Origin of the sequence: Halomonas sp. 707B3, assembly GCF_024158645.1 — a bacterium.
Classification (GTDB): Bacteria; Pseudomonadota; Gammaproteobacteria; order Pseudomonadales; family Halomonadaceae; genus Vreelandella; species Vreelandella lionensis.
The window spans coordinates 21,613-41,194 of sequence record NZ_JAMZBE010000015.1 but is presented as its reverse complement, the minus strand read 5'-3'; the positions used below and the strand labels follow the sequence as shown (position 1 = coordinate 41,194).

The 19,582-nt window shown below is 56.5% G+C and carries 16 protein-coding genes and 1 pseudogene; 14 read left to right on the top strand and 3 right to left on the bottom strand.

Annotation, left to right across the window (positions count from 1 at the left end):
* Window positions 1-321 (bottom strand): annotated as a pseudogene (locus tag BIS10_RS03860) (ribosome biogenesis GTPase RsgA); the annotation flags it as partial.
* A 146-nt stretch (window positions 322-467) separates the two neighbouring features.
* Here BIS10_RS03860 and orn point away from each other — a divergent pair.
* On the top strand, window positions 468-1,052 hold the full coding sequence (gene orn, locus BIS10_RS03855) for an oligoribonuclease (RefSeq protein ID WP_253502694.1): 585 nt from the start codon (window positions 468-470) through the stop codon (window positions 1,050-1,052).
* A gap of 3 nt (window positions 1,053-1,055) precedes the next feature.
* Here orn and queG read toward each other — a convergent pair whose 3' ends face one another.
* Entirely contained in the window at window positions 1,056-2,180 is a 1,125-nt protein-coding gene (gene queG / locus BIS10_RS03850; protein WP_253502691.1) for a tRNA epoxyqueuosine(34) reductase QueG, read from the bottom strand.
* A gap of 129 nt (window positions 2,181-2,309) precedes the next feature.
* Between queG and BIS10_RS03845 the strand changes: the two genes are divergently transcribed.
* The 11 genes from BIS10_RS03845 (at window position 2,310) to BIS10_RS03795 (ending at window position 15,461) form a co-directional block, all read left to right on the top strand.
* Window positions 2,310-3,803 (top strand): NAD(P)H-hydrate dehydratase, encoded by a 1,494-nt coding sequence (locus BIS10_RS03845; protein WP_253502688.1) that lies wholly within the window; start codon window positions 2,310-2,312, stop codon window positions 3,801-3,803.
* 11 nt (window positions 3,804-3,814) lie between these two features.
* Window positions 3,815-4,312 (top strand): tRNA (adenosine(37)-N6)-threonylcarbamoyltransferase complex ATPase subunit type 1 TsaE, encoded by a 498-nt coding sequence (gene tsaE / locus BIS10_RS03840; RefSeq protein WP_253502685.1) that lies wholly within the window; start codon window positions 3,815-3,817, stop codon window positions 4,310-4,312.
* On the top strand, window positions 4,303-5,781 hold the full coding sequence (locus BIS10_RS03835) for an N-acetylmuramoyl-L-alanine amidase (RefSeq protein WP_392567148.1): 1,479 nt from the start codon (window positions 4,303-4,305) through the stop codon (window positions 5,779-5,781). Before tsaE ends, BIS10_RS03835 begins: the two co-directional genes overlap by 10 nt.
* 74 nt (window positions 5,782-5,855) lie before the next feature.
* Window positions 5,856-7,772: a DNA mismatch repair endonuclease MutL gene (gene mutL / locus BIS10_RS03830; RefSeq protein ID WP_253502681.1), complete on the top strand. Its 1,917-nt coding sequence runs from the start codon at window positions 5,856-5,858 to the stop codon at window positions 7,770-7,772.
* Between the two features lie 33 nt (window positions 7,773-7,805).
* A complete protein-coding gene (miaA, locus tag BIS10_RS03825) occupies window positions 7,806-8,744 on the top strand; it encodes a tRNA (adenosine(37)-N6)-dimethylallyltransferase MiaA (RefSeq protein WP_253502678.1) in 939 nt (312 codons plus the stop codon).
* Between the two features lie 150 nt (window positions 8,745-8,894).
* Window positions 8,895-9,143: an RNA chaperone Hfq gene (hfq, locus tag BIS10_RS03820; RefSeq protein WP_253502675.1), complete on the top strand. Its 249-nt coding sequence runs from the start codon at window positions 8,895-8,897 to the stop codon at window positions 9,141-9,143.
* A 36-nt stretch (window positions 9,144-9,179) separates the two neighbouring features.
* On the top strand, window positions 9,180-10,490 hold the full coding sequence (gene hflX, locus BIS10_RS03815; protein WP_253502672.1) for a ribosome rescue GTPase HflX: 1,311 nt from the start codon (window positions 9,180-9,182) through the stop codon (window positions 10,488-10,490).
* Between the two features lie 135 nt (window positions 10,491-10,625).
* Window positions 10,626-11,894 (top strand): FtsH protease activity modulator HflK, encoded by a 1,269-nt coding sequence (hflK, locus tag BIS10_RS03810; RefSeq protein WP_253502670.1) that lies wholly within the window; start codon window positions 10,626-10,628, stop codon window positions 11,892-11,894.
* Window positions 11,895-12,779 carry a protease modulator HflC gene (gene hflC / locus BIS10_RS03805; protein ID WP_253502667.1) on the top strand — a complete coding sequence of 295 codons (885 nt, stop codon included), beginning with the start codon at window positions 11,895-11,897 and terminating at the stop codon, window positions 12,777-12,779. It begins immediately after the preceding gene.
* 190 nt (window positions 12,780-12,969) lie between these two features.
* Complete coding sequence (locus BIS10_RS03800; RefSeq protein ID WP_253502664.1) at window positions 12,970-14,163, top strand: ATP phosphoribosyltransferase regulatory subunit; 1,194 nt, start codon at window positions 12,970-12,972, stop codon at window positions 14,161-14,163.
* Window positions 14,163-15,461: an adenylosuccinate synthase gene (locus tag BIS10_RS03795; RefSeq protein WP_253502661.1), complete on the top strand. Its 1,299-nt coding sequence runs from the start codon at window positions 14,163-14,165 to the stop codon at window positions 15,459-15,461. Before BIS10_RS03800 ends, BIS10_RS03795 begins: the two co-directional genes overlap by 1 nt.
* 103 nt (window positions 15,462-15,564) lie before the next feature.
* Here BIS10_RS03795 and cobO read toward each other — a convergent pair whose 3' ends face one another.
* Window positions 15,565-16,164, bottom strand: coding sequence for a cob(I)yrinic acid a,c-diamide adenosyltransferase (cobO, locus tag BIS10_RS03790; RefSeq protein WP_253502657.1), 600 nt, complete (start codon window positions 16,162-16,164; stop codon window positions 15,565-15,567).
* 213 nt (window positions 16,165-16,377) lie between these two features.
* On the opposite strand from cobO, the gene BIS10_RS03785 reads away from it, so the two are divergent.
* On the top strand, window positions 16,378-16,863 hold the full coding sequence (locus BIS10_RS03785) for a YajQ family cyclic di-GMP-binding protein (RefSeq protein WP_253502654.1): 486 nt from the start codon (window positions 16,378-16,380) through the stop codon (window positions 16,861-16,863).
* Between the two features lie 77 nt (window positions 16,864-16,940).
* The gene (pepN, locus tag BIS10_RS03780; protein ID WP_253502651.1) at window positions 16,941-19,571 is read left to right on the top strand and encodes an aminopeptidase N; all 2,631 of its coding nucleotides are present in this window, start codon (window positions 16,941-16,943) and stop codon (window positions 19,569-19,571) included.
* Window positions 19,572-19,582 lie beyond the last annotated feature (11 nt).

The window sequence follows — 19,582 nt, the reverse complement described above, 5'->3', positions numbered from 1 at the left end:
CTTTAAAATGCTGTCGCGCTCTTCACGGGCCACGACCACGCCCGAGCCATCCTGGCCCGCCCGCCAAATCACGCGGTCGCCGGTCACCAAGCCATCTAGATTGGCGCGTAGATGGCAGCGCACGGGCGTGCCGTCGGCGTCGCGCACCTCCAGGGTGCGACCGAAGTGGGCCATCACTCGCCCTGGCTGTTCGGGGCCGTATTCGCCTGCAGAGAGCTTTTCGGCATCTTTGGCATCACGTTTTTCGGCACGCTGGGCGCGTTCGGCTTGTATCTTCTCGACTCGCCACTGCTGCTGACGGCTTAATTTACGTTTGCTCATGACCACCTGATGATCGTTACAATAGAGGGCATTGTACCTACCTGGACGGTCCAATGTCCTGTGTGGGGTGCGGGTTAGCGCAATATAAGCGACACTTTTGTTTGATGCGCCGATACAAGGGCGACCCTGACCAAGGAATGAATGCAATGAGCGAGCAAAACGGCGCACCGCGTAGCGACCTATTGGTGTGGATTGATTTGGAAATGACCGGTCTTGAACCGGACAAAGAGCGCATTATCGAGGTGGCGACACTCATCACCGACGCGCAGTTGAATATCGTGGCAGAGGGCCCCGTGATCGCCGTCAAACAGCCCGATAGCCTCTTGGCCGGAATGGACGATTGGAACCAGAAAACCCACGGTGAATCTGGTCTAGTGGCGCGGGTGAAGGCAAGCACCATCGAGACGCAAGAAGCCGAGCGCCAAACTCTCGACTTTTTACGCCAGTACGTGGTGGCGGGCTCCTCGCCGATGTGCGGCAACAGTATTCATCAAGACCGCCGCTTCTTGGAGCGGGAAATGCCCGACTTGTGGGCGTTCTTTCACTATCGCAACTTGGATGTCTCGACCGTCAAAGAGTTGGCGAAGCGCTGGAACCCCGGTGCGCTGGTGGGCTTCAAAAAGCAGAATGCCCACTTGGCGATGGATGATATCAAGGAGTCGATTGCGGAGCTTGCCCATTACCGCAGCACGTTTTTGCGTATTGAAGGTGGTGGCGACGAAGAGGAGTAGCCCTCACGCCTGCGTTGCGATGCGCGCATCGCGCTTGTGGCGCTGCTCGTCGAGCGCCCAGGCAACGTGCTCTCGCACCAGGGCGCTAGGGTAAGCTCGGCGCGCCCACAACGCTGCCTCGACGTCATCGCTCCACGGGGCGTTGCCCAGCCCAACGGCAAGATTACGCAACCAGCGCTCATAGCCAATGCGGCGAATGGGGCTGCCTGCGGTTTTGTCCAAAAACTCCTCTTCGCCCCAGCTAAACAGCGCAATAAGCGATGCGCGGTCAAGGTCGTGGCGCGGGGAGAAGTCCTCTTCTTGGGTGATTTTTGTGAAGCGTGTGAACGGGCAGACAAGCTGACAGTCGTCGCAGCCATACACGCGATTGCCCATGGCGCGACGGTACTCTACGGGAATCGCGCCGTGCAGCTCAATGGTGAGATAAGAGATGCACTTGCGCGAATCGACGACCTTATCGTCTACGATAGCGCCCGTGGGGCAAGCGGTGCGGCAAGCGCTACAGCTGCCGCAATGCTCTTGCTCAAAAGGAGCATCGACAGGCAGCGGTAGGTCGGTATACAGCTCCCCAAGAAAGAACAGCGAGCCCGCTTTGGGATTCAGCAGCATGGCGTTTTTACCGAACCACCCTAAGCCTGCTTTTTGGGCAAGCGCACGCTCCATTACCGGGGCGGAGTCGACGAAGGCGCGAAAACCAAATTTTCCTACTTCTTGCTCTATGTGCTTTGCTAACTGCGCCAAGCGTTTGCGCATTAATTTATGATAATCACGGCCCAGAGCGTAGCGGGAGACATAGGCACGGTTGGGTTGACCAAGCACCTTGGCACTCTCTACTTCAGCGGGTAAATAGTCCATACGTACGCTGATGACCCGCTGAGTGCCGGGTTCTAGCTCTTCAGGACGCGTGCGTTTGGTGCCGTGCTTCGCCATAAAGCCCATCTCACCGTGGTAGCCTTTATCCAGCCAGCGGTTTAGGTGGGTCTCATGGGCCGCTAAGTCCGTGTCGGTAATACCGACCTGCTGAAAGCCCAGCTCTCGACCCCACTGCTTAATGAGTCCGGCAAGGTGATGGAGATATTCGTGAGTAAGGTGTTCACGAGATGGTGAAAAAGTCGTGGAACTTGGCATGGTCAGTCAACGGTGGTGCGTTAAGCGCGCTATGCTAACGCATTAGCCGCTGCCACAACATGCCGTGCGTGACTAAGCTGACACTGGCTGTGTTTAAGCGTTGATTTAGCACCCTATTAAGGAGTAATCGTGTCTACGTTGAGTACCTCTTCGCTACGCCCCCTTTATAAGGCGTCTCAAGTGCGCGAGCTGGATCGGCGCACCATTGCAGGCGGTATAGAGAGCTTTGCCCTGATGCAGCGAGCCGCCTCTAGCGCCTGGCACAGCTTTCGCTCCCGCTGGCCTCAGGCGCGCAGTGTTACGGTGCTTTGCGGCGGCGGTAATAACGGCGGCGATGGGCATGTATTGGCGGCGCTGGCCATGCAGTCGGGGCTTAAGGTGCAGCGCCTTTCCCTCAAGCCGCGAGACGCGCTTTCTGGCGACGTTGCCCGTGCCGCGGAGCTGGCAACGGCCGCCGGGGTAGGGTTTGAAGAGTGGCACCCGCACACTACGCTTGTCGGCGAGGTCATTGTCGATGCGTTGCTGGGTACCGGGCTTTCCGGCGAGGTCGAAGGCAGCATTAAGCAGGCCATTAAAGTGATAAATACGGCATCTCAGCCAGTGCTGGCGCTGGATATTCCGTCGGGCATTTCGGCAGATACCGGCGCGATGTTAGGCACAGCAGTGGAAGCCACCTGCACAGTAACCTTTATTGGCGACAAAATTGGTCTGCATACCGGTGATGCCCCGGCGTATACCGGCGATATCGATTTTCGCCCCCTGGGCGTCAAAGCCCAGGCATTTTTTGATATTCCGCCTACCGCTTGGCGGCTGGATGATGCGCTGCTAGGCGAGGCTTTCACTCCACGTTCTCGTACTAGCCATAAGGGCAGCTTGGGGCATGTGCTGGTGATGGGTGGTGCGCCGGGCTTTGGTGGCGCAGCGCTACTGGCTTCCCAGGCGGCTGCACGCTTGGGTGCCGGTAAGGTAACGTTGGCCACGGCACACGAACATATCACCGCAAGCCTAGTGCGCTGCCCAGAAGTCATGGCGCGGGCGGTGCGTGGTGGTGCTGATGCGGCAGATTTGCCTGCCTCAGCGGATGTGGTGGTGATAGGGCCTGGGCTTGGGCAAGAGTCCTGGGGGCAGGCGATGTTGCAAAGCGCGCTTCAGGCTTCCTCTCCGCTGGTGGTGGATGCCGATGCGCTCAATCTGTTGGCAAGTCGCTGGCCAGACCTCCGCCGGGATAACTGGATACTCACGCCTCATCCTGGTGAAGCAGCAAGGCTGCTGGGGTGCTCTGTGTCTGATATCCAAGCCGACCGGCCTGAGGCTGCCCGTGCATTGCAACGTGCTCGTGGCGGTATAGTGATTTTGAAAGGAGCAGGCAGCCTGATTGCCGGGCCAAGTGGGTTGGTGGTTTGTCCTTACGGGAATCCAGGCATGGCAAGTGGCGGTATGGGAGATGTATTAAGCGGTATGTTAGGCGCTTTGGTGGGGCAGTTTGATAGCCTGGAGCAGAGCGCATGGCTGGGCGTGATGGCACACGCTTTAGCGGGGGATGAAGCCGCTAAAGCAGCGGGAGAGCGTGGCCTGTTAGCAAGTGATCTGGCATCCTATGCACGAGTGTTAATTAACCCGTGAAGGCGGCCAACATGCAGGTGCAACTGAACGATGAAGTGGCCCACGTAGCCTTTGGCGAAGCGCTGGGCCAAGCGCTAAAAGGTCACGGGCTTGTTTATTTAGAAGGCGACTTAGGGGCAGGTAAAACGACCTTAACGCGCGGTATCCTACGCGCCTACGGCTATCAAGGTGCGGTGAAAAGCCCCACCTACACGCTGGTAGAGCCCTATGAGTTGGGAGAGCAGCGTATTTATCATCTTGATTTGTATCGCCTAGCAGACCCGGAAGAGCTGGAGTTCATCGGTGGACGCGATGTGCTGGCCGACGATGCGCTATGTCTGATTGAGTGGCCGAGCCGAGGGGAGGGCTGCTTACCCGCCCCGGATCTGCGTATTCAACTGAGCGTTGCTGAAACTGGACGCGTCGCGCTATTAAACGCCGGTAGTTCTCTTGGCGAAGATGTCATAGAGCAACTGGCGCGTCAGTGTGTCGGGATGCAACAGGAGTGTGGTGTGATTCAATGGATATGAAAAACCCACTGGCTCGTTTAATAGGTCAGTTAGCAACTGGCTGCGCGGTTTTATTGGTAGGTACCGCCACTCTGCAGGCGGCCACCGTTGAGAGCATGCGACTTTGGGCAGCACCCGATCATGCTCGCTTGGTGTTTGATCTTACCGCTGCCGCAGAGGCCAATGTGTTTTCATTAGAAAATCCGTCGCGCCTAGTAATTGATCTTGATGAGAGCCAGCTGAATACCGACGTATCAACACTGCCGCTAGATGGCAGTGCGATTGCGGAAGTGCGAACCGGCGTGCGGGATGGTGGTGGCCTGCGGGTCGTGCTTGAGTTGAATCGTGATATTGAGCCGCGCCACTTTACGCTACCGCCTAATGATCAGTATGGCCACCGTCTCGTGGTGGATTTGGAGTACCCTGGCGAAAGCGCTGTGGAGAACCCTATCGACCCTATTGAGGCGATGATTCGTGACCAGGAGATGCTGGCGCAGCGCTCGGCTCAGGCCCAGTTGCCCGGTGTGGAAGCTGACGTTTCTACACCTACGCCCGCGCAGCCTCCCGTCGAGGTTCAGCCCGCTCAGCCTCACCCGCAGCGTGACATAATTATTGCTGTTGATGCGGGGCACGGCGGCGAAGATCCCGGTGCGATTGGCCCATCGGGTTCTCGTGAAAAGGATGTGGTGTTGGATATCGCCCGACGGCTGGCTGCTGAGGTGAATCGAACCCAAGGCTTCAAGGCTGTGTTGATTCGTGACGGCGACTATTATTTGGGGTTACGCCAGCGTACTCAGCTTGCCCGCGAGCAGAAGGCTGACTTCTTTGTATCGGTACATGCCGATGCGTTTACCAGCCCAAGGCCCCAGGGTAGCTCGGTTTATGCGCTTTCTCAGCGGGGGGCAACGTCAGAAACGGCTCAGTGGCTGGCGGATAGCGAGAACCGCTCCGACTTGATTGGCGGCGTCGATGGCAGTTTGTCGCTGCGTGATAAAGACCAAGTATTGCGAGGGGTGCTGCTGGATCTCACCATGACGGCTACGCTCAACGACTCGCTCTCGATTGGCGGGCAGGTGCTTGAACAGCTTGGGCGCGTGAACCGGTTGCATAAATCGCGGGTAGAGCAGGCGGGCTTCATGGTGCTGAAATCGCCGGATATTCCCTCGCTACTGATTGAAGTGGGCTTTATCTCAAACCCAGATGAAGAGCGCCGCCTGCGCGACCCGGTGCATCAGCAAGGGCTAGCAACGGCCATTTTCAGTGGCTTGCGCGATCATTTTCAGCGTAACCCGCCCCCAGCGAGCCTGCTGGCGTGGCAGCGCGATAATCAGCGTAGCCCTACCGGAAACGAGTACCGCATTCAGTCCGGCGATACGCTATCGGCGATTGCGATTCGCCACGGCGTACCGGTGAACCAGCTAAAGCAAGCGAACGACCTGAATGGCGATGTTATCCGTGTGGGCCAAGTGCTGCGTATCCCCAATTCTTAAGCCGTTGTTTAAGCGTCTGGGCTAGAAAAGGGTGCTTAAGAAATCGTTTTGATGATTAGCTTCTGAGGTGTTGGTTGACTGAATTAAACTCGCTGTCTGGCCGTATTCATGTGCTCGACCCCCGCTTAGCGAACCAAATCGCGGCGGGCGAGGTGGTCGAGCGCCCCTCGTCAGTGACAAAAGAGCTGATTGAGAACGCCATTGATGCGGGCAGCCAGCGTATTGAAGTTGAGATCGAGCAGGGCGGTGCCCGGCTGATTAAAGTGCGCGATGATGGCATCGGCATTGGTGAGCAGGATTTGCCGCTGGCGCTGGCCCGCCATGCCACCAGCAAAATCAGCAGCCTGGAGGATCTCGAAGGCGTTAGTTCGCTGGGTTTCCGCGGCGAGGCACTAGCATCTATCAGCTCCGTCTCGCGCCTAGAGCTAGTCTCTAATGCTGACGAAGACCCCCGGCAGGGGTGGCGGGTAGTGGCGGAAGGCCGTGGTATGGAGGCCAGGGTAACGCCCGCGCCGCACCCCCGAGGCACCAGTGTTTCTGTGCGCGATCTGTTTTTTAATACGCCAGCGCGGCGCAAGTTCTTGCGCACTGAAAAGACCGAGTTTGCCCATGTGGAAGAGGCTTTTCGTCGTCAAGCGCTGTCGCGTTATGACATTGCCTGGGTGCTGCGCCACAATCAAAAAGTGGTGCACCAGCTGCCGCCGGGCAATACGCCCGCTGCGCGCGAGCGACGTATTGCCTCGCTGCTGGGCAAGAATTTTATCGAACACGCCCGCTATATCGAGCGCGAAGCAGGCGGCCTGCGTCTAAGCGGCTGGGTAGGTCTTCCAACCCACTCCCGCTCTCAAGCAGACCAACAGTACTTTTTCGTGAATGGCCGGGTCGTGCGTGACCGCTTAGTGGCGCATGCGGTGCGTCAAGCCTACCGGGACGTGTTGTATAACGGCCGTCATCCGGTCTTTGTGCTTTATCTTGAGCTTGACCCCGACGTGGTTGATGTCAACGTTCACCCCACCAAACATGAAGTGCGCTTCCGCGATGGGCGCATGGTGCACGATTTCCTCTACTCCAGCCTGCACCACTGCCTGGCGGCCTCCAAGCCCGCCGAGGAAGAGCCGGCGGCGTCAGACACTCAAGCCAATGAAGTGGTTGAGCCCACGGTGTCCACCGAGGTAGAGCAGCCTGAGCCGCGCTGGCAACAGCAGGGCATGCCGTTATCGGAAGGGCCGGAGCGGCACCCCGGCGCTGAGCGCGTGCGCCGTTTTATGCAGGGGTATCAGGCTCTTCATCCTGATCACGAAGAGACGCTGTTAACGCCTCAACCAAGCCCGCCCGGCCAGCGCCCAGCTGCTAACGAAGTGCGCGAAGCGCCGCTTGCTATGCCTGCCCACGATGCCACCGCCGCACCGCCGTTAGGCTTTGCACTAGGCCAGCTGCACGGCGTGTATATCCTGGCTCAAAACGCCCAGGGGTTGGTGTTGGTCGATATGCATGCGGCTCATGAGCGGATCGTATATGAACGCATGAAAAACCAACTGGCGGCGGCTAAAGGGATCGATACGCAGCCCCTGTTAGTGCCCGTATCGCTGGCGGCGAGTCGCAGCGAAGTGGCCACTGCAGAGAGCGAACGTGACGCTATTGCTCAGCTAGGTGTCGAGTTGGATGTGGCAGGCCCCGAGACGCTGCTGGTGCGCCAACTGCCCGCTCTGCTGGCTCAGGCCGACCCTGAAGCGCTGGTGCGTGAAATGCTTGAAGAGCTAGCTCGATTTGGCCGTACGCATCAGGTAGAAGCGCGTATTCATGAGTTGCTGTCTACCATGGCGTGCCATGGCAGCGTGCGTGCCAATCGTCGTTTAACGCTTGATGAAATGAATGCCCTGTTGCGCGATATGGAACGCACCGAACGCAGCGATCAGTGCAATCACGGTCGCCCCACCTGGACGCAAATGAGCATGAAAGCGCTCGACCGACTTTTTTTACGCGGCCAGTAATGATGCAGACAATTAACGGAGTGCGGTAAGCAGATGGCTGATACACGCCCCTGGGCGATTTTTTTGATGGGGCCTACTGCCGCTGGAAAAACTGATGCGGCGATAGCGCTCCACGAGCAGTTAGGTCATGAACTCATCAGCGTTGATTCCGCCATGGTCTACCGGGGTATGGATGTGGGCAGCGCCAAGCCAAGCGCTGAGGAGCTTGCGCGGGCACCCCATCGACTGATTGATATTCGCGACCCTGCCGACCCTTACTCCGCGGCAGATTTTCGTGAAGACGCCCTGCGGGAGATGCGGCAAATCAGCGCGGCTGGGAAAGTGCCGCTGCTAGTAGGCGGCACAATGCTTTACTTCAAACGCCTAGTGGAAGGCGTGGCGAACCTGCCCGCTGCGGACGCCGCTATCCGCGAACAGCTTGAAGCGAAGCGCCAAGCTGAAGGCTTAGCGGGCTTGCATCGCGCTCTGGCTGAGGTGGACCCGGCTTCGGCGGCGCGTATTCATCCTAATGACCCCCAACGGTTAATGCGGGCTTTGGAAGTGTTTTACGCCAGCGGTCGACCCATGAGCGAACTATGGGCCGAGCAGCAGCCGGAAACCTTTCCGTGGCGGGTGTTGTCGATAGCGCTAGCGCCTAATGATCGTAAGATACTTCATCAACGTATTGCCCAACGTTTTGAAACAATGTTGGGTGAGGGCTTGATAGATGAGGTGGCCGCCCTCAGAAAGCGTAATGATATTCATCTTGGCTTGCCATCGATGAAGAGTGTTGGCTACCGTCAAGTATGGGAGTATTTAGACGGCGCTTACGATCAGGGCGAGCTAGTCTCCAGAGGTGTCATTGCCACTCGGCAGCTAGCGAAGCGTCAGCTCACTTGGTTGCGTAGCTGGCCGTCACTTAACTGGATAGACTCGCAGCAGCCAGACGCATTGGATAAGCTTCTGAAATTCGTGCGTGAAAGCGGTGCTTAGCGTAAGATAGTGATTTCGTAAGCAAGTGTTTTCGAGTGGCCGGCTAGCGCTTTGACACACTAGGCCTTTCGGGCAACAAGATTGCGGCGTAGCACCAGTAGGGCACGCCATTTGATAACCAACCCCAACGACAGTTTTAGGGAGAGCAACATGTCCAAAGGGCAGTCCCTTCAAGACCCGTACCTGAACATTTTGCGCAAGGAGCGCATTCCGGTCTCTATTTTCCTGGTAAACGGCATTAAGCTGCAGGGCCAGATTGAATCGTTTGACCAGTTTGTCATCTTGTTGCGCAATACCGTCAGTCAGATGGTTTATAAACACGCTATTTCCACGGTGGTGCCTTCACGCAATGTGCGTTTGCCGGCACAAGACCCTTCAGCACCTGATGCTGAACTCTAACACCGCTGGATAGCAAGAGAGTCCACGAGGTATTGATTGTTTTTTGAACGCCCAGATGCCGGTGAAACGGCAGTACTTGTTCACGTAGATTTCTATGATGAGCAGGCGCGTGAAGACCCGGGTGAGTTCTTGGAGCTCGTGCGCTCTGCTGGCGCAGAGCCCGCGACATTGCTCACAGCCAGCCGACAGCGCCCTGATTCCCGTACGTTTATCGGGTCAGGAAAGCTGGAGGAGCTGCGGGCAATGCTCGCAGCTCATCACGCTGAACTGGTCATCTTCAACCATAGTTTAAGCCCCTCCCAGCAGCGTAATCTTGAGCAAGAACTCAAGTGCCGTGTGTTGGACCGTACCGGTCTGATACTCGATATTTTTGCGCAGCGGGCACGAACCCATGAAGGTAAGCTGCAGGTAGAGCTTGCCCAGCTCGAGTATATGTCCACACGCCTAATTCGCGGCTGGACACACCTTGAGCGCCAAAAAGGCGGCATTGGCCTGCGCGGTCCTGGCGAAACCCAGCTAGAGACTGACCGACGGCTGCTGCGCGGCCGCATTAAATCGATTCATAAACGGCTCGATAAAGTACGCAGCCAGCGCGAGCAGAACCGGCGTGCTCGGGCTCGGGCAGAGATCCACAGTGTTTCGCTGGTGGGTTATACCAACGCGGGTAAGTCGACGCTGTTTAACGCGTTGACCAGCGCTGAGGTTTATGCGGCTGATCAACTGTTTGCTACCCTGGATCCAACACTTCGCCGCCTTGAAATCGAAGACGTTGGCCCGGTGGTGATGGCCGATACTGTTGGTTTTATTCGCCACTTGCCTCACAAACTGGTTGAGGCATTTCAGGCCACTCTGCAGGAAGCGGCAGAGGCAACGCTGCTAGTGCATGTCATCGATGCAGCCGACCCTGATCGTGAGCTCAACGTTGAGCAAGTCGATAATGTACTCCAAGAGATCGGTGCTGACAGCGTACCGGTGCTTAAAGTCATGAATAAGATCGACAAGCTAGACAGCGCCCCGCGCATTGAGCGTGACGGCCATGGCGTGCCAGAGGTAGTTTGGCTGTCTGCTCAGCAGGGCCAAGGGCTTGATCTATTGCATGAAGCTTTGACCGAGCGCCTTGCCAATGACGTGATTGGTTTTTCGCTTACACTGTCACCAGAGCAGGGCAAGTTACGCGCTGGCTTGCATGAGCTTAACGCCGTACGCGAAGAGAGTTTTGATGAGCAAGGGCGCTCCGTGTTGGATGTGCGCTTGCCCAGGCGCGACTTTAACCAGTTGATGGCTCATCTGGGTGAGCGTGCCAATACCTATTTACCAGAAGCATTACGCGAATCTGACGAATGGTAGCCCATCAAGTACCTACTCCACAGTCATTGACTGTGGAGTTGTGGTACAAGATTGATATAGCAACAATATCAAAAGCACCCGGCCTTGCATAAGCACAAGGCAAAGTGCAGGTGAACACCTTAGTGGAGACGAAGTATGGCCTGGAATGAGCCCGGTGGTGGCAACCAGCACGACCCCTGGAGCGGTGGTGGTCGACGCGGTAACAGCGGCGGCGATCGCGGTGGGAGCAATGGTGGTGGCAATAACGGCAATAAAGGTGGCAACAATCAAGGGCCACCCGATCTTGACGAAGCGCTGAAAAAATTCCAAGACAAGCTGAACGGCATGCTTGGCGGCGGCAGTAAGAAAAGTGGCGGGGGCGGTAATGGTAAAAGCGGGGGCGGTAAACCTCGCAATTCCTTTGCGTTGCCGGGCCTCTTGATTATTGTTGCGCTGGCCATTTGGGGTGCCTCAGGCTTCTACTTGGTTGACCAGTCTGAGCGTGGGGTTGTACTGCGCTTTGGTGAGTACCAAGGCATTGTTGAGCCAGGCCTGCAGTGGAATCCACCGCTGATTGATGATGTGCGCATGGTAAACGTAACACGCGTTCGTTCCGTCTCTCAGACCCAGTCCATGCTGACTCGCGACGAGAACATCGTCGAAGTGGAAATCTCTGCGCAGTACCAAGTCGCCAACCCGCGTGACTTTGTACTTAACGTACGTGATCCCGCTCTCTCTATTGAGAATGCGCTGGATTCTGCACTGCGTCATGTGGTCGGTGGTACGGATATGATTGATATCCTGACCTCTGGTCGTGAGATTTTGGGTAGCTCGGTGGCGAGCCGTCTGCAAACATACTTAGATGCCTATGGTGCCGGTATTCGTCTGCAAACCATCAACATCGAATCAACATCTGCACCTGCACCGGTTATTGATGCCTTTGATGACGTTATTCGTGCTCGCGAAGATCGCCAGCGGACCATCAACGAAGGTATGGCTTATGCCAACGCGATCATCCCGGCTGCACAGGGCCAAGCCCAGCGTGTTGTAGAGCAGGGCCAGGGTTACCGGGAGTCGGTAGTCGCTGAAGCGCAAGGTCAAGCTAACCGTTTCAATGCGCTGTTAACTGAGTACCGTAATGCGCCAGAGATCATGCGTGAACGTATGTATCTGGATGCAATTGAAGAAGTGTTTGGTAGCACGCCCAAGGTGCTGTTGGATGTGAGCGAAAATGCTCCGCTGATGTACCTGCCGCTAGACCAGATGCGCGGTAACAGTGGTAGTAACAGCAGTTCAACGACTGATAGCAGTGGCGATAGCAGCAGCGATGCGATTGATCCGCGCGTGCTGGAGTCGCTGCGGGGCAGCCAAAGCAGCTCCTCATCGTCGTCTAGTAACAACCCTATCCGCAGGGAGGGCCGCTAAATGATTAATAATCGATCCCTGCTTATCGTAGGTGGCTTGGCCGCCGTGGCGTGGCTAGCAAGTAACAGCCTATACGTAGTGGATGAAACCGAACGTGCGGTGAAGCTGCGTTTTGGTGAAGTCATCGAAGAGAATATTCAGCCGGGCCTGCATGCCAAAATTCCGATTGCTCAGACAATTCGTAAATTTGACACGCGTTTGCTGACACTGGATACCGATACCAGCCGTTACCTGACCCTTGAGCAGAAAGCGGTAATCGTAGACTCCTACGTGAAGTGGCAAGTGATTAACCCTACTCGCTACTACGAAGCGACCGCAGGTGATGAGATGATGGCGATTCGCCTGATTCAGCCACGGGTCGATGAGAGTCTGCGTAACGAGTTTGGTCGCTTGAACCTTCAGGAAATCATTGCCGAGCGCCGTGATGACCTAATGACAGGCCCGACAGCAGAGCTTGACGAGCTGATGCGTGAAGAGCTCGGCGTGGCGATTCGCGATATCCGTATCAAGCGTATCGACCTGCCGGAAGATGTCTCTGCCGCTGTGTTCGAGCGTATGCGTTCAGAGCGGGAGCGTGAAGCCCGTGAGTGGCGCGCCCAGGGTCAAGAAGAAGCTGAGCGTATTCGTGCTAACGCCGATCGCCGCCGTCAGGTTCTGCTTGCTCAAGCTAACGAGCGCTCCGAAACCCTGCGTGGTGAAGGTGACGCCGAGGCAGCTGCGATCTTCTCCCAGGCTTACGGCCAGGATCAGGAGTTTTTCGCTTTCTGGCGCAGTCTAAACGCCTATCGTGAAAGCTTCTCTGGCGATGGCAACCTGCTGGTGCTTGAGCCGGATAGCGACTTCTTCCGCTACCTGCGTAGCGCAGTGCCTAATAGCGCTGAGTAATGGCGCGGAACCCCGTCAAGCGGTGTACTTGGCGGGGTTCATCTAGCGCATAAACGTGATAGACTTTATCTACCGGGCGTCGCCCGGTTTTTTTGTGGCCCTCGTTTCGTGAACGTTTCCACGCAGCGCCTTGTGAGGCTGTTGGTGGTGTCGTCAGAAGGGGCCTTCATCGTCTCGCAGGATTGTTCACATGACCATCGCTGACCGCTGGCTATTGCCCGACGGCATGGATGAGGTGCTGCCGCCTCAGGCAAGCCGCATGGAAGAGCTGCGCCGTGCGCTGCTTGATCTTTACCATTGCTGGGGCTACGACCAAGTAATGCCGCCGCCGGTGGAGTTTTTGGACTCCTTGCTGACAGGTACCGGCACAGACCTCGACCTTCAAACGTTCAAGCTTACCGACCAACTGACGGGCCGCATGATGGGCGCATCTGCCGATGTGACGCCTCAAGTTGCGCGTATGGACGCTCACTCCCTAAAACGCCAAGGCCCGGTGCGTCTGTGTTACTGCACCAATGTGCTGCGCGCAAAGGCCGACCAGCATCAGGGCGGCCGAAGCCCCGTACAGGTTGGTGTGGAGCTGTTTGGTCATGCAGGCTTAGAAGCTGACAGTGAAATTATCCATTTAGCACTGGCCAGCCTTCACGCGGCAGGGGCTGACGAGATTCACTTGGCGTTGGGGCATATTGGCATTTATCGCAGCCTAGTCGAGGCCGCTGCGCTTAGCGATGAGCAAGAGCGCGCGCTGTTTGAAGCACTGGCGTTAAAATCGCCGGGGCAGTTGGCAGAGCAAGTGAATGCTAGCGTCAGCGATCCCGTATTGGCGGATATGCTGATGGCGCTGGGCGAGTTGCACGGTGATGCCAGCGTGCTGGCAGAGGCCCGCGAGCGCTTTGCAGGTGCGCCTGCGCCTGTAACTGCAGCCCTCGACCAGCTAGAAGCGCTTTATAAAGGCGTTCTGGCGCGCTTTGATGTCTCGCTCTATTTTGATCTGGCAGAGCTGCGCGGCTATCAATACCACACCGGTATGATGTTCGCGGCTTACGTGCCGGGTTATGGCCATGCGCTGGCCAAAGGCGGGCGCTATGATGATACCGGGCGCGCGTTTGGCCGTGCACGGCCTGCCACCGGCTTCTCGATGGACCTGAAACAACTGGCATCGCTGGCGCTGGCTTCACCCAGCCGGGGTGCAATTTGGGCGCCTGCCCAAGAAGAAGAGTCGCTTAACGCTGCCATTGTGGCGCTGCGTGAGCAGGGTGAACGCGTAATTCAAGCGCTGCCTGGGCAGCGTACTGGGCCGGCGGAGCACAGCTGTGACCGCCGTCTTGAGTTTATCGATGGTCGTTGGCAGACAACGACCCTGACACAAGAGACGAGTGCATAATGGGTAAGAATGTCGTAGTCCTGGGTACCCAGTGGGGTGATGAAGGCAAAGGCAAAATTGTTGACCTGCTCACCGAATCAGCCTCAGCCGTGGTGCGCTTTCAAGGCGGTCACAATGCGGGCCACACACTAGTGATCGACGGTGAGAAAACCGTTCTTCACCTGATCCCTTCCGGCGTACTGCGCCCTGGCAAAACCTGCGTGATTGGTAACGGGGTAGTGCTCTCGCCGGAAGCGCTGATCAAAGAGATCCGCGAGCTGGAAGCGAAGGGCGTACCCGTGCGTGAGCGCCTGCGTCTCTCACCAGCGTGCCCGCTGATCCTGCCTTACCACGTGCGCCTAGACCAAGCGCGTGAGAAAGCTCGCGGCGTTGCCAAAATCGGTACTACTGGCCGTGGTATTGGCCCGGCGTACGAAGACAAAGTGGCTCGTCGTGGCTTGCGCTTGGGCGATATGCTGCACCGCGAGCGGTTTGCCTCCAAGCTGGGTGAAGTGCTCGACTATCACAACTTTGTACTGGTGAATTACCACGGTGAGCCGGCGGTAGACTTCCAGGAAGTGCTGGATAGCGCCATGCAAATGGCCGAAGAGCTGCGTCCGATGGTCAGCGATACGGTCAGTATGGTTCATGACCTGCGTAAAGCCGGTGAGAATATCCTGTTTGAAGGTGCTCAAGGCTCGCTGCTGGATATCGACCACGGTACCTACCCCTATGTGACCAGTTCGAACACCACCGCGGGTGGTACGGCGACTGGTTCTGGTGTCGGTCCGCTCTACCTGGACTACGTGCTGGGTATTACCAAAGCCTATACCACTCGTGTCGGCTCCGGCCCGTTCCCCACCGAGCTGTTTGACGATCACGGCCGTCACCTAGCTGAGCGTGGCCATGAGTTTGGTGCTACTACGGGCCGCCCGCGTCGCTGTGGCTGGTTTGATGCCGTTGCCTTGCGTCACGCGGTACAGATCAACTCGGTATCGGGTATCTGCCTGACCAAGCTGGACGTACTGGATGGCTTGGAAAATATCCGCGTGTGTGTCGGCTACCGCAGCAAAGATGGCGACGTGCTGGATAACCCGGTGGATTCCGAGGGCTACGAAGCGGTTGAGCCGCTTTACCACGATCTGCCGGGCTGGAAAGAATCCACCCTGGGTGCCAAGAAGGTAGAAGATCTGCCTGCTAACGCCCGCGCCTACATCAGCTTCCTGGAAGAGCAGGTAGGCACCAGCATTGATATTATTTCTACCGGTCCGGACCGAGTGGAAACCATCGTGCTGCGCAATCCGTTCGACAGTAAATAATACCGTGGCGGTGTAGCCGCCATAGCGCAAGCAGTTGTAGCTGGCATGAAAGGGGCGTTCCGACGCCCCTTTTGCATGGTTGCATTGAGTGGGTAGCTAAGCGTTAAAAATCGATGCCGCGACGTGCCTGCAGGCCGTTGTTGAAGGCGTGGCGTACCTCCTGCATTTCGGTCACTGTGTCTGCCATGGCGACCAACTCGCGATGAGCATTGCGCCCGGTGATAATGACCGTTTGCTCCCGAGGACGATTAAGCAGCGCGTGTTTAACGGTCTCGATATCTAAATAGCCAAATTTCAGCATGTAAGTGATTTCATCCAGCACCACCAAATAGGTGTCTGGATCGGCCAGCATTTTCTCAGCCTCTCGCCATACCTCTTGGCAGGCGGCGGTGTCTGCTTCACGGTTCTGGGTGTCCCAGGTAAAACCGGTCGCCATAATCGCAACGCTAAGGTTGGGGTCTTTCTCTAGCCGGTTACGCTCACCGCACTCCCATAAGCCTTTAATAAATTGCACCACGCCCACTTTGTATCCGTATCCCAGTGCACGCGTCACGGTTCCCCAGGCAGCAGTGGTTTTACCTTTTCCGTTGCCGGTGTTAACAAGCAGTAGTCCGCGCTGTTCGGTAGCGTTGGCCACTTTTTCATCCACCCGTGCCTTTAGCTTTTCCATTGACGCTTTGTGTCGGGCATCGCGATCGCTCATTGTCTCTCCTCGTTCATAGGCCTTTGGTTGATCTGTCAGCAGGTTACGCCAGCTGGGCGCAATTTAACATCGCTGAAAAACGTGCTTGTACAATTTTTACTGCATTTTTGTAACTGTTTTGCAGAATTCTTGTTCGGCTTTTGCTAAGAGAATTGGCCGGTTGGGTGCTTGCTGCTCTAGAATGGGGGGTCATGTCTTGTCAGGAACGTTGTCATGCCCTCATTTGATATTGTGTCAGAGTTCGATCAGCACGAAGCCGCCAATGCGGTTGACCAAGCAAACCGTGAAGTACAGTCACGGTTTGACTTTAAAGGCGTTGATGCCAGCTTCGCTCTAGAAGGCGATAAGGTACAGCTAGAGGCCGAGGTAGATTTCCAGCTCAAGCAAATGCTGGACGTGCTGCGTAATCGTCTGATTGCTCGCGGCATTGATGCCCGCTGCATGGACGTTAAAGACGCGGTGCTGTCTGGTGTGAAGGCGCGTCAGGAAGTAGAGCTCAAGCAGGGCCTCGACCAAGCAGAAGCCAAAGATGTGGTAAAGCGTATCAAAGGCAGTAAGTTGAAAGTACAGGCTCAGATTCAGGGCGAGAAGGTGCGCGTAACGGGTAAAAAGCGCGATGATTTGCAGAGTGTGATGGCACTACTGCGCGGTGAAGAGGGGCCTGATTTGCCGCTGCAGTTTGATAATTTCCGCGATTAACGATTATAAGAAATATTCATTGAGTAGCGCAGCGTTTGCGCTACTCGACTACTCAAAGCTTACAGGAGTTTCGCATTATGTCTGATCCGCAGCCGGTTTATTTAAGCGACTATCAGCCGCCCGCCTATCAAGTAACCCATACCGAGCTGACGTTTGATCTTGACCCCACCGCGACCCGTGTTAAAGCACGCCTTACCTTAGAGCGCCACGTCAGTGCCGAACAAACCGCGCCGCTGGTGCTGAACGGCGAGCATCTGACGCTACACGCGCTCGCGATCAACGGCCAAGCGCTCGCTGAGGCCGATTACCAGCTCACCGATGAGACGCTCACTATTCCCAATGTTCCGGCAGCCTTTACGCTGGAGAGCGAAGTAGAGATTTCCCCCAGCAGTAACACTGCCCTAGAAGGGCTTTATCAATCGAACGGCATGTACTGCACCCAGTGTGAAGCGGAAGGCTTTCGCCGCATCACCTATTACCCTGACCGCCCGGATGTCATGGCCACGTTTAAGGTCACCGTGATAGGTGATGCGCAGCGGGAGCCGGTTCTGTTAGCGAACGGTAACCCAGTTGATCAGGGCACCTTAGAGAGCGGCCGACACTTTGTGACCTGGGAAGATCCGCACCCCAAGCCCTGCTATCTTTTTGCGCTGGTGGCAGGCGATTTAACCAAGGTCGAAGATCACTTCACCACCATGAGTGGCCGTAACGTGACGTTACAGCTCTGGGTGGAGCAAGAGAATCTCGATAAGACCGACCACGCCATGGCCTCGCTAAAGCGGGCAATGACTTGGGATGAAGAGACCTACGGCCGCGAGTATGACTTAGATCTGTTTATGATCGTGGCGGTGAATGACTTCAATATGGGGGCGATGGAGAACAAAGGATTAAACATCTTTAACTCCGCTGCCGTGCTGACCCACCCCAATACCGCCACCGATGCGGCGTTTCAGAATGTCGAAGGCATTGTGGCCCACGAATACTTCCACAACTGGTCGGGGAATCGCGTTACCTGCCGCGACTGGTTCCAGCTTTCGCTAAAAGAGGGCTTTACGGTTTTCCGCGATCAGTGTTTCTCGGCAGATACCAACTCAGCCCCGGTCAAGCGCATCCAAGACGTCTCGTTTTTCCGCACCGCCCAGTTTGCCGAAGATGCGGGTCCTACAGCACACCCCATCCGTCCAGATCACTTCATTGAAATTACTAACTTCTACACCCTGACGATTTATGAAAAAGGGGCAGAAGTGGTGCGCATGCTGCGCAATTTGCTGGGCTGGGAAGCGTTTCGTCGTGGCTCAGATCTCTATTTCGAACGCTTTGACGGCCAAGCCGTCACGATTGAAGACTTTGTCGGCTGTATGGCCGAGGTGTCGGGCATTGATTTAGACCAATTTATGCACTGGTACTCCCAGGCAGGTACGCCGGAGATTGATGCCCACGGCGAATACGATTATGCCCACGCAGAGTACCATTTGACGCTGCGCCAGCGTACCCCCGCCACTCCCGGCCAGCCCGACAAGCAGCCGCTGCATATTCCTGTGCGCATGGGCTTAGTGGGCACAAAGTCCGGTCAGGATCTTACTCTGACGCTTGAAGGTGAAAAGCTGGGTAAGGACGCGGTCATTCACCTGACCGACGATGAGCAAACCTTTATTTTCACCGATGTGGCAGAGGCGCCGGTTCCATCGCTGCTGCGCGACTTCTCCGCCCCAGTAAAACTGCACTTCCCATACTCTCGCGAAGATTTGGCCTTCTTACTGACCCACGACAGCGATGGTTTTAACCGTTGGGACGCGGGGCAAAGGCTCGCACTGTTGGCGCTGGATGACTTGATCGCCGCCCACCGCAACGGGGTAGAGAAGGTCATGGATAGCCGGGTGGTAGAAGCCTTTAGAACGCTCCTGACTTCCTCCATGGATGACAAGGCGGTACTGGCTGAGATGCTAACGCTGCCATCGGAAGCCTACATCGCCGAGCAGCAGCCGATTGTCGATGTGGATGCGATTCACGCCGCGCGTGAGTTTGTGCGCCAATCCTTGGCCCAGGCGCTGCGTGATGAATTTATCGCCGTGTATAAAGAGAATGGCACTGATGAAGCTTATGCGCCGACGCCTGAACAAATTGCCCAGCGCAGTCTCAAAAACATAGCGCTATCTTACTTAATGTCCATTGAGGACGACGAGAGTGTGGCACTTTGTGAAGCGCAGTTTGCCGCTGATCATAATATGACGGATGTGCGCCATGCGTTGACACTGTTAGTACACAGCGACCGTGCTGATTTGGCTACCCCCGCGCTGAAAGCGTTTGGTGAAAAGTGGGCACACGACCCGCTTGTGATGGATCAGTGGTTTACGATTCAGGTATCGCGCCCTCAGCCGGACGTATTGGAGCGCGTACAGTACCTAATGCAGCACCCAGCGTTCTCCATCAAGAATCCCAACAAGGTGCGTGCGTTAGTAGGCGCCTTTGCGCAAAATCGGGTCAATTTCCATCGCTTGGATGGCAAAGGGTACGCGCTGTTGGCAGATGTGGTGATTGAGCTAAACCGCCTGAATCCAGAGATTGCCGCGCGGTTAATCACCCCCTTAACCCGCTGGCAGCGTTTTGATGAAGCGCGTCAGCAGTTAATGCGTGCGGAGCTAGAGCGGATCAAACAAGAACCGCTGTCGTCTAATGTATTTGAGGTCGTCGAGAAAGCGCTGGCATAAGGTGAAGCCAG